Annotated in this window: 9 protein-coding genes; 5 read left to right on the top strand and 4 right to left on the bottom strand. The window is 67.7% G+C overall.

The window, feature by feature from the left end; translation table 11 throughout:
- Nucleotides 1-47: 47 nt before the first annotated feature.
- The 3 genes from gluQRS to AC07ZS_RS28795 all read right to left on the bottom strand — a co-directional run bounded on the left by gluQRS (nt 48) and on the right by AC07ZS_RS28795 (nt 3,103).
- Nucleotides 48-920, bottom strand: a complete 873-nt coding sequence (gene gluQRS, locus AC07ZS_RS28805) for a tRNA glutamyl-Q(34) synthetase GluQRS (RefSeq protein WP_494801868.1) — start codon at nt 918-920, stop codon at nt 48-50.
- 28 nt (nt 921-948) lie between these two features.
- Entirely contained in the window at nt 949-2,088 is a 1,140-nt protein-coding gene (locus AC07ZS_RS28800; protein WP_494801867.1) for an NAD(P)/FAD-dependent oxidoreductase, read from the bottom strand.
- A 67-nt stretch (nt 2,089-2,155) separates the two neighbouring features.
- Complete coding sequence (locus AC07ZS_RS28795) at nt 2,156-3,103, bottom strand: LysR family transcriptional regulator (protein ID WP_494801866.1); 948 nt, start codon at nt 3,101-3,103, stop codon at nt 2,156-2,158.
- 137 nt (nt 3,104-3,240) lie between these two features.
- Here AC07ZS_RS28795 and AC07ZS_RS28790 point away from each other — a divergent pair, with 137 nt between their 5' ends.
- From AC07ZS_RS28790 to dnaE, 5 genes are read left to right on the top strand one after another with little or no spacing between them, the layout of a single operon-like run.
- Entirely contained in the window at nt 3,241-3,942 is a 702-nt protein-coding gene (locus tag AC07ZS_RS28790) for a pirin family protein (RefSeq protein ID WP_494801865.1), read from the top strand.
- A 46-nt stretch (nt 3,943-3,988) separates the two neighbouring features.
- Entirely contained in the window at nt 3,989-4,399 is a 411-nt protein-coding gene (locus AC07ZS_RS28785) for a DoxX family protein (RefSeq protein ID WP_494801864.1), read from the top strand.
- 58 nt (nt 4,400-4,457) lie between these two features.
- Nucleotides 4,458-5,012 carry a flavodoxin family protein gene (locus AC07ZS_RS28780; RefSeq protein ID WP_494801863.1) on the top strand — a complete coding sequence of 185 codons (555 nt, stop codon included), beginning with the start codon at nt 4,458-4,460 and terminating at the stop codon, nt 5,010-5,012.
- A gap of 31 nt (nt 5,013-5,043) precedes the next feature.
- On the top strand, nt 5,044-5,757 hold the full coding sequence (locus tag AC07ZS_RS28775) for a DUF599 domain-containing protein (RefSeq protein WP_494801862.1): 714 nt from the start codon (nt 5,044-5,046) through the stop codon (nt 5,755-5,757).
- A 36-nt stretch (nt 5,758-5,793) separates the two neighbouring features.
- Nucleotides 5,794-9,360, top strand: coding sequence for a DNA polymerase III subunit alpha (dnaE, locus tag AC07ZS_RS28770; protein ID WP_494801861.1), 3,567 nt, complete (start codon nt 5,794-5,796; stop codon nt 9,358-9,360).
- On the opposite strand, the gene tolA is transcribed toward dnaE, so the two are convergent.
- On the bottom strand, nt 9,361-9,986 hold a 626-nt coding region (gene tolA / locus AC07ZS_RS28765; protein WP_494801860.1), incomplete at its 5' end, for a cell envelope integrity protein TolA.

Below are 9,986 nucleotides of genomic sequence, written 5' to 3'. Positions count from 1 at the left end.
GGCGGGGGTCGGTCATCGGGAACGGTCGGTCGGGGAAGGGATGAATTTTAGGCGGGCCAGGCCTGGGTCCACGCCGCGAGCAGGTTGGCCACCGTGTCGCGCCCGGGCGCCGGCAGCCCGAGGGCCCGGGCGGCCTGCACCAGCGCCATCGAAGGGTCGCTCAGATCCAGCGGTTGCGCGCCGTTCTGCTTGCTGAGCTTTTCACCGTTGTCGCCGAGCACCAGCGGGGTGTGCCGGTAGGCTGGCGTGGGCAGGCCCAGGGCCAGTTGCAGCTGGATCTGCCGCGCCGTGTTGTCGGCCAGGTCCTCGCCGCGCACCACGTGCGTGATGTCCTGCGCCGCGTCGTCCACGACCACCGCGAGCTGGTAGGCCCAGAGGCCGTCGGCGCGCTTGAGCACGAAGTCGCCGACTTCGGTGGCCACGTCCTGCGCCTGCGGGCCGAGTTGGCGATCGGTCCAGCGCACGATGCTGTGCGCGGGATCGATGGCGAAGCGCCAGGCCCTGGCGGGTTGGCCGTGCAGGCCGCCCCGCTCGGGCCGGCAGGTGCCGGGGTAGACCGCGATGTGGTGGCGTTCGCGCACGAGCCCCTGGGCCTGCAGTGTGGCCTCGATGTCCTTGCGAGAGCAGGCGCAGGGGTAGGCGCGACCCAGTGTCACCAGCTGGTCCAGCATCTGCTGGTAGCGCGGGCCGCGCTGTGTTTGCCAGACCACCGGCTCGTCGCTGACCAGGCCGCAGGCGGCCAGCTGGCGCAGGATGGTGTCGTCGGCGCCGGGCACGCAGCGGGGCGTGTCCACGTCCTCGATGCGCACCAGCCACACGCCGCCGTGGGCGCGGGCGTCGAGCCAGCTGGCGAGCGCGGCGACCAGTGAGCCCGCATGCAGCGGGCCCGTGGGTGAAGGGGCGAAACGACCTCGGTACATGGCCGTCCTGGCCCGAGTCCGAACGGACTCAGGCGATGGCGAGCGCCATCTCCAGGCCGGAGACGAAGGCGTCTTCGACGCGGTGGCCCAGGCACCAGTCGCCGCAGGCGCCGATGCCCAGTGCCTTGTCGAGCAGGTGGCTCTGGCCCAGCGGCGTCTGCGTCTGGGCAAAGCGCCAGCGGTGCGCCACGGCGTGCGTGGGCGTGGCACGGATGCCGGTGATTTCGGCGAAGCCCTTGAGCAGCTTGCCCTTGGCGCGCTCGGCGTCGTCTTCCAGGTGCTTGGTGGACCACGCGGGGCTGGCCTGGACGGTCCAGCGTTCGATGGGGTCGCGCCCGGGTTTGCTGGATTCGCGCGCCAGCCAGCTGATGCGGTGGTGCGTGCTGCGCGCGGCGTTCCATTGCGGGCCGAGGTGGGGCAGGCCGGGCTGCATGGCCTGGGGGTAGGCCACCATCAGCGTCCAGCACGGCGCCACATGGACCGGGGTGAGTGCCTGGCGAAGCTCGGGTGCCAGGCCCGAGGCGAGCAGCAGGTCGTGGACTTGCGGGTGCGGCATGGCCAGCACCACGCGGTCGAAGCCGCCCAGCACCTGCTGGCCGCCCTGCGTGTCTTCGGCGCGCAGTTGCCATTGCTCGGGGTGCAGCGCGTCGCGCTCGACGCGCGTGACGGAGGTTTCCAGCAGCGTGCGGGCCAGCAGGCCGCCGTGCAGCTCGGGGTGCGCCAGGGGCTGCGCCCAGAGGTTGACCAGGGCGCTCATGCCGGGCGAGGCCACGAAATGCGGTTCGGTGGGGGGCGGCGCGCTGGCCAGCACGCGGCCGAGTTCGTCGAGCACGCGCACGGTGCTGGCGCTCCAGGGGCGCACGACGGCGGTGGCGTTGGTGCTGCGCAGCGCGGCGTCGAAGCGCGCATCGCGCACGGTGAAGTACTGCGCGCCGTGGTCGAAGCCGCCGAACTCGGTGCGGCGCGTGGCCATGCGGCCGCCGAACTCACGGCTTCGCTCGAACAGCGTGACCCGATGCCCCGCCTGCACCAGCGTGCGCGCGCACACCACCCCCGCCATGCCGCCGCCGACCACGGCGAAGTGCAGAGGCGTGGCCGCCGCGCCGCGGGCTTTGGAGCGGGTGTTCTTCGTGGCTTGGGTTGCGCGTGGGCTTCTGGTGTTCGTCATGTCTCTTGGCGCGTTGGATGATGGGTGTGTGGCTGACTGTATCAGTTGCTCTGGAGAATCAGCCTAACTAAATCTGGTGGTGGTTGTTCAGCAGCGCGCTGCGTGTCTTGGGATGCTGCAGGCGGTCCAGCCACCAGCGCAGCGCGCGGCCGGCATCGCCCGCGCTGCGGGGCTGGCGCCAGGCGTAGGACACGCGCAGGGTGCGATTGGGTCTCTGCACGGTTTTCACCACCAGGCGCCCGGCGTTGATGAAGGGTTGCGCGAGCGACAGCGGCAGAAAGCCGCTGCCCAGGCCGCGCAACTGCGCTTCGAGCTTGTGCTGCATGGTCGGCACGGTGAGCACGTCCTGCCCTGGCAGCAGGTTGTGCGTGACGCCGCGCCCGCGCTGCGTGCTGTCGGCCACCGCCACGGCGCGGTGCTCGCGCAGCTCCTCGTCGCACAGGCTGTGGGTGGCGGCGGCCAGCGCGTGGTGCGGCGCGACCGCGTAGACGAAGGACAGCGTGCCCATGGGCGCGGACTGGAACTCGGTGAGCGACATCTCGCTGGGCACGCCCAGGGCGAGGTCGGCCTGGCCGCTCTGCAGGGCCTCCACCGTGCCGGACAAGGTCTCGGCCCGCAGCTTGAGCCGGGTGGGCGCGCCCTCGGCATAGAAGGCCTCGCAGAGCTCGAACAGCGTGGCGCGCGCGATGATGGCGTCGGCGGCGATGGTGAGCTGGGGTTCCCAGCCGGTGGCCACGCGCTTGACGCGCTGGGCCACGGCGTCGAGTTCGCTCAGCAGGTACTGCCCGGCGCGCAGCAGCTCGGCCCCGGCGGGCGTGAGCACCGCGCGGCGCGCGCTGCGGTCGAACAGCAGCACGTCCAGCGCGTCTTCGATCTGGCGGATGCGGTAGGTGAGGGCGCTGGGCACCATGCCGAGTTCGCGCGCGGCCGCCGCCATGCTGCCCAGGCGGGCGACGGCATCGAGCAGGCCGAGGTTTTCAGGCGAGAGGGCGGCCCGGGGGCTGGAATTGGCCATGGTGGTGACTCTGATCGTTCAAATGATTTGAATGATGCCATCAAAACCGTGCAGTCACAAAGGGGGCTGGCCCGCTCAGAATTCACCCCATGCCAGCCATTCGGGCCGGCCCCACGGAAGATGGAAAGGAATACACCATGCTTCAGATTCGACGCTCCGACGCTCGCGGCTATGCCGACCACGGCTGGCTCAAGAGCCACCACTCGTTCTCCTTCGCCGAGTACTTCGACCCCGCCTGGATGGGCTGGGGCAACCTGCGCGTGATCAACGAAGACCGCATTGCCCCGGGCACCGGTTTCGGTACGCACGGTCACCGCGACATGGAAATCATCAGCTACGTGCTGCAGGGCAACCTCGCGCACAAGGACAGCATGGGCAACGTCAAGGGCATTCCTCCCGGCGATGTGCAGCGCATGAGCGCGGGCAGCGGCGTGCGCCACAGCGAGTTCAACCACGCCCCCGACGCCACGACCCACTTTCTGCAGATCTGGATCGAGCCCAATGTGAAGGGCATCGAGCCGGGCTACGAGCAGAAGGGGTTTGCCGAGGCCGAGAAGCGTGGTCAACTTCGCCTGGTGGCCTCACCCGACGGGGCCGAGGGCTCGGTGACCATTCACGCCGATGCCGCCATGTACGCGGGTCTGATCGACGGCCAGGAAGCCGCCGAACTCGCGCTGAACCCGGCCCGCAAGGCCTATGTGCACCTGGTGCGTGGCAAGCTCGACGTGAACGGCCAACACCTCAAGGCGGGGGACGCGGCCGTGCTGGCCGGTGAAAGCCACCTGAAGCTCTCGAACGGCGATGATGCCGAGGTGCTCGTGTTCGATCTCGCTCCCTGAACGTTTTTTCTTTTCCTCTCAACCTTCTCTTTTTTCAAGGAACACCATGAACGCTCTGCAAAACCCCCTGGCCCTGATCGGCCGCATCCTGCTGGCCATCGTTTTCGTGCCAGCCGGCTTTGGCAAGATCGCCGGCTTTGCCGGCTCCGTCGGCTACGCCACGGCCATGGGCCTGCCGCTGCCCACGGTGGGCGTGGCCATCGCGCTGGTGATCGAGCTGTTTGGCGGCCTGGCGCTGCTGATCGGCTACCGCACCCGCATCGCCGCCATCGCCCTGGCCGTGTTCACGCTGGTGGCCAGTTTCTACTTCCACGCCTACTGGGCCCTGCCGGCCGAGCAGCAGATGATGCAGCAGCTGATGTTCTTCAAGAACATCGCCATCACCGGTGGCCTGCTCGCCTTTGCCGCCTTCGGTGCCGGTGGCTTCAGCCTCGACGCCCGCCGCACGGCCGCCTGAGCTTTATCGTTTTCTCCATCGCGGCGCTTCGGCGCCGCGTTTTTTTCAGGAACACAAGATGTCCAAAATTGTCGTGGTCTACCACTCCGGCTACGGCCATACCCAGCGCATGGCGCAGGCGGTGGCCCAGGGCGCCGATGCCGAGCTGCTCGCCATCGATGCCGACGGCAACCTGCCCGATGGCGGCTGGGAGACCCTCGATGCGGCCGACGCCATCATCATGGGCTCGCCCACCTACATGGGCAGCGTGAGCTGGCAGTTCAAGAAGTTCGCCGACGCCTCCAGCAAGCCCTGGTTCGCCCAGAAGTGGAAGGACAAGATCGCCGCCGGCTTCACCAACAGCGCGGGCATGAACGGCGACAAGCTCGCCACGCTGAACACGATGTTCACCCTGGCCATGCAGCACGGCATGATCTGGGTCAGCCAGGGCCTGATGCCCAGCAACACCAAGGGCGCCCAGCGCAACGACGTGAACTACCTCGTGAGCTACAGCGGCGCGATCGCCCAGTCGCCCTCCGATGCCGGTGCGCAGGACATGCTGCCGGGCGATCTGGAAACCGCGCGCCTTTTCGGCGAGCGCGTGGCGTCGGTGACGGCGAAATTCGCGGCTTGAGGTGGATGCGGACGGCGTAACATCCGTCCGCATGAAGTTCCTCAGCATCATCCCCTGGGCAGACTGGCTGGCGCTGGTCTGCTTTCTGGCCCTGTGGGTCGGCTATGCCTGGTTCGCCCGCGAGTGGGGCCGCAAGATGGGCTCGCTGCTCCACACCACCAACCGCTACCGGGGCTACTGGATGACCCAGACCACGGCGCGCGACCCGCGCATGCTCGACGGGCTCATCACCCAGACCCTGTCGAACACGCCGGCCTTCTTCTCGTCCACCTCGATCCTGGTCATCGGCGGTCTGTTCGCGCTGCTGGGCACGACCGACAAAGCGACCGAGCTGATGAGCGAGATCCCGTTTGCCCAGACCACTTCGCTGATCGTCTTCGAGTTCAAGATCCTGGTGATGGTGGCGATTTTCGTCTACGCGTTTTTCCGCTTTTCCTGGTGCATGCGGCAATACACCTTCGTGGCGCTGGTGATCGGCGCCATGCCGCCGGCCGAGGATTTCGAGGCCGGCAAGCACGACCGCCGGGCCTTTGCGGACCGCGCGGCAGCCATGGTGGGCGCTGCGGCGGACACCTTCAACGACGGCTTGCGCGCTTATTACTTTTCGTTTGCTGCGCTGGCCTGGTTCATTTCCCCTGTGGCCATGGTGGTGGCCACGCTGGCCGTGGTCGCCATCCTCTACAGCCGGGAGTTCCGGTCCGAGGTGCTGAGCATCCTCAAAGACGAAGTGCCTCCGCCCACGTGAGGGAGAAGAAGGCCCCGCGCCTTCTAAAATGGCCCGATGTTCACCCATCTGCGCCTGCACACCGAATTCTCCGTCGTCGACGGCACCAACCGGATTGACGACGTGGTGGCCGCGGCCGCCGCCGACGGCCAGCCCGCGCTGGCCATCACCGATCTCAGCAACCTGTTTGGCGCGGTCAAGTTCTACAAGGAAGCCCGCGGTGCGGGCGTCAAGCCCATCATCGGCGCCGAGGTGCTGTTGCAGGGCTTCACCGAAGAAACGCCTGGTGCGATGCCGGGCAGCCAACAGGCGCCGGTGCCGCGCGCGCTGCTGCTGGTGCAGGACAAACAGGGTTACCTGAACCTGAGCGAGCTGCTGGCCCGTGCCTGGACGCGCAACGACGGCCGTGGGCAGGCCCTGGTGCAGCGCGACTGGCTGCAGGAGTGCAATGCCGGCCTGATCATGATCTCGGGTGCGCAGGCCGGCCCGGTGGGCCAGGCGCTGATGCAGGGCGATGCGCAGCGCGCGGCCGACGTGGCGCTGCAGCTCTCCAGCATCTTCACGCACCGCTTCTACATCGAGCTGCAGCGCGCCGGGCGCGCCGACGACGAGCGCCATGTGGCGCAGGCGGTGCAATTGGCCGCGCGCCTGCACCTGCCGGTGGTGGCCACGCACCCGGTGCAGTTCCTGGAGGCCGACGACTACGAGGCGCACGAGGCCCGCGTCTGCATCGCCGAAGGCGAGATCCTGGGCAACAACCGGCGCGTGCGCCGCTTCACGCGCGAGCAGTATTTCAAGAGCGCGGCGCAGATGCAGGCGCTGTTTGCCGACGTGCCGTCGGCGCTCGCGAACTCGGTGGAGATCGTCAGGCGCTGCAACCTCACGCTGGTGCTGGGCAAGCCGCAGCTGCCCAACTTCCCCACGCCGCTGATCGACGGCGTGCCGATGCCGATGGCGGACTTCTTCCGGCAGTCGTCGTTCGAGGGGCTGGAAGAGCGCCTGGCGCACCTGTACCCCGACACCGCGAAACGCGATGCCGAGCGCCCGCGCTATGTGGAGCGGCTGGAGTTCGAGATCAACACCATTCTGAACATGGGGTTCCCGGGCTACTTCCTGATCGTGGGCGACTTCATCAACTGGGCCAAGAACAACGGCTGCCCGGTGGGGCCGGGCCGGGGGTCGGGCGCCGGTTCGCTGGTGGCCTACGCGCTGAAGATCACCGACCTCGATCCGCTGCAATACAACCTGCTGTTCGAGCGCTTCCTGAACCCGGAGCGGGTGTCCATGCCCGACTTCGACATCGACTTCTGCCAGACCAACCGCGATCGCGTGATCGACTACGTGAAGGACAAGTACGGCAAGGAGGCGGTGAGCCAGATCGCCACCTTCGGCACGCTGGCCGCGCGAGCGGCCATCCGCGACGTGGGCCGCGTGCTGGACTTCTCCTACGGCTTCTGCGACGGCATCTCCAAGCTGATCCCGAACAAGCCGGGCATGTCGGTCACGCTGCAGTACCCGCCGGCACAGAAGAAGGAAGGCGACAAGAACAACTACGCGATCGAGATGGAGCCGGTGCTGGCCGAGCGCATCCAGAAGGAAGACGACGTCAAGACCCTGATCGAGCTGGCGCAGAAGCTCGAAGGCATGACGCGCAACATCGGCATGCACGCCGGGGGCGTGCTGATCGCGCCGGGCAAGCTGACCGACTTCTGCCCGCTGTACGCACAGCCCGGCAGCGAATCGGCGGTGAGCCAGTACGACAAGGACGACGTGGAGGCCATCGGCCTGGTGAAGTTCGACTTTCTGGGTCTGGCCACGCTGACCATCCTGGAGATCGCGCGCGAGTTCATCATGAAGCGCCACCCGGGGCAGGAGAACTTCCGTTTCGAGGACGTGCCGCTGAACGACGCGAAGGTGTATGCGCTCTTCTCGCGCGGTCAGACCGAAGCCGTGTTCCAGTTTGAAAGCCGCGGCATGCAGGGCATGCTGAAAGACGCCAAGCCTTCGCGCCTGGAAGACCTGATCGCGCTCAACGCGCTGTACCGACCGGGCCCGATGGACCTGATCCCCAGCTTCGTGAACCGCAAGCATGGCAAGGAGACCATCGAGTACCCGCACCCGCTGGTGGCCGAGATGCTGTCGGAGACCTACGGCATCATGGTCTACCAGGAACAGGTGATGCAGACGGCGCAGATCCTGGGCGGCTACTCGCTCGGTGGCGCCGACATGTTGCGCCGTGCGATGGGCAAGAAGAAGGCCGAGGAAATGGCCGAGCACCGCGAGATCTTCCGCGCCGGTGCGGCGAAGAACGACATCTCGCAAGAGAAGGCCGACGAGGTCTTCGACTTGATGGAGAAGTTCGCGGGCTACGGCTTCAACAAGTCGCACGCCGCCGCCTATTCGCTGCTCGCGTACCACACCGGCTGGCTCAAGGTGCACTACACCGCCGAGTTCTTCTGCGCCAACATGACGGTGGAAATGGACGACACCGACAAGCTCAAGGTGCTGTTCGAGGACGCGCAGAAGATGGGCATCAGCTTCGAGGCGCCGGACGTGAACCGGGGCTTCCACCGCTTCGAGCCCATCACCAACAAATCCATTCGCTACGGCCTGGGCGCGATCAAGGGCACGGGCCAGCAGGCGATCGAGGCCATCGTGGCCGCGCGCGAGGGCCGCGGCGAAGGGCCGCGCGGCGACGAGACGGGCCCGTTCAAGAGCCTGTTCGATTTCTGCGTGCGGGTGGACCGCACGCGCCTGAACAAGCGCACGGTGGAGGCGCTGATCAAGGCCGGGGCCTTCGATTCGATGAACCTCAACCGCGCCGAGATGCTGGCCTCGGTGGACCGGGCCTTCGAGTTCGCCGCCGCGACCCTGGCCAACGCCAACCAGGGCGGGCTGTTCGACATGATGGGCGACGACGACCACGGTTCGAGCACGCAGGAGCCCGACCTGGTGGCCACCATGCCCTGGGGTGTGAAGGAGCGGCTCACGCTGGAGAAGACCGCGATGGGCTTCTACTTCTCGGGCCACTTGTTCGACGAGGTGCAGCGCGAGGTGCGCCGCTTCGCGCGCACGCCGTTGGGCGACGTGGTGGAGAGCCGCGACCCGGTGATCCTGGCCGGCATCGTGACCGATTTCCGGGTGATCAACGGCCAGCGCGGCAAACTCGCGCTGTTCAAACTGGACGACAAGACTGGCGTGTTCGAGACCAGCGCCGACGAAAACCTGATCAACATGCACCGCAACCTGCTCAAGGACGACGAGCTCATCGTCGTGCAGGCGGTGGCGCAGCCGGATCGCTTCTCGGGTGGCGTGCGCCTGAAGATCCAGCAGATCTGGGACCTGGCGGCGGCGCGCTGCCGCTTCGGCAAGTACCTGCGCGTGGCGGTGAACGGCACGGCGCCCTCGGTGGCCGCGCTGGTGCGCGAGTTTCCGCCCAAGCGGGAAGTCACCGAGCAGGGGGAGCTGGTGCGCGGCCTGCCGGTGCGGCTGGCCTTGCTGCGCGAAGGGGCGCAGTGCGAGCTGCAACTGGACGACCGGGCGCTGTTTTTCCCCACGGACGCCGCGCTGGCCAGCTGGATGGCGCAGGCGCACGAGCAGCGCGCCGAAATCGTCTTCGACTGATCAGTCGAGGGGCCTGAGCCCGATCACGAACGGGGAGGGCATGGTGCCGTTCGTGTCCTTGGGCAGCGTCGCGGTCCGGTCGATCGCGCGCAACACGGCCTCGTCCCAGTCCGGGTTGCCGCTGCTTTTGACGAGGCGGCGCGAGACGATGGTGCCGTCGGGCGAGGTGCGCACCTCGACTTCGGCGCGCGGGTTGCCGGGTGCCATGTCGGTGAACACCACGTTGGGCTTGATGCGCGCGGCCACGCGACCGGCGTAACCCGGCGTCGGGCCGCTGGACTGCTGGGCCGTACCGGTGCTCTGCGGGCCGCCGCTGGCGCCGGCCTGGCCCATCATGCGTTTGATCTGGTCTTCACGGATCTGAGCCAGGCGTTTTTCCTCGGCCGCTTCCTTGCGCTCCTGTTCGCGTTTCTCGGCCGCCAGTTTCTGCTGACGCTCCTTCTCGTTGGCGGCTTTCTCCGCCGCGGCCTTTTTCTCGGCCGCCGCCTTGTCAGCGGCCTTCGCTGCGGCGAGCTTCTTGGCCTCTTCCTCGCGCTCCTTCTTTTCCGCCTCGGCCTTCTTCTTGGCCTGTGCGGTCGCGATCTCGGCCTGGGTCGGGCCCGGAGGCGGCGGTGCCGGGGTGGGCG

Source organism: Hydrogenophaga sp. GW456-12-10-14-TSB4 (assembly GCF_059424305.1).
The sequence above is the reverse complement of the archived record's forward strand: the minus strand, read 5'-3'. Positions and strand labels throughout refer to the sequence as shown.

Excerpts from the sequence above, each read along its gene's own strand:
- AC07ZS_RS28785 (WP_494801864.1), top strand. The coding sequence starts at position 3,989 with ATGAACGCTCTGCAAAACCCCCTGGCCCTGATCGGCCGCATCCTGCTG.
- AC07ZS_RS28780 (WP_494801863.1), top strand. The coding sequence starts at position 4,458 with ATGTCCAAAATTGTCGTGGTCTACCACTCCGGCTACGGCCATACCCAG.
- AC07ZS_RS28795 (WP_494801866.1), bottom strand. The coding sequence starts at position 3,103 with ATGGCCAATTCCAGCCCCCGGGCCGCCCTCTCGCCTGAAAACCTCGGC.
- dnaE (WP_494801861.1), top strand. The coding sequence starts at position 5,794 with ATGTTCACCCATCTGCGCCTGCACACCGAATTCTCCGTCGTCGACGGC.
- gluQRS (WP_494801868.1), bottom strand. The coding sequence starts at position 920 with ATGTACCGAGGTCGTTTCGCCCCTTCACCCACGGGCCCGCTGCATGCG.
- AC07ZS_RS28790 (WP_494801865.1), top strand. The coding sequence starts at position 3,241 with ATGCTTCAGATTCGACGCTCCGACGCTCGCGGCTATGCCGACCACGGC.
- AC07ZS_RS28800 (WP_494801867.1), bottom strand. The coding sequence starts at position 2,088 with ATGACGAACACCAGAAGCCCACGCGCAACCCAAGCCACGAAGAACACC.
- AC07ZS_RS28775 (WP_494801862.1), top strand. The coding sequence starts at position 5,044 with ATGAAGTTCCTCAGCATCATCCCCTGGGCAGACTGGCTGGCGCTGGTC.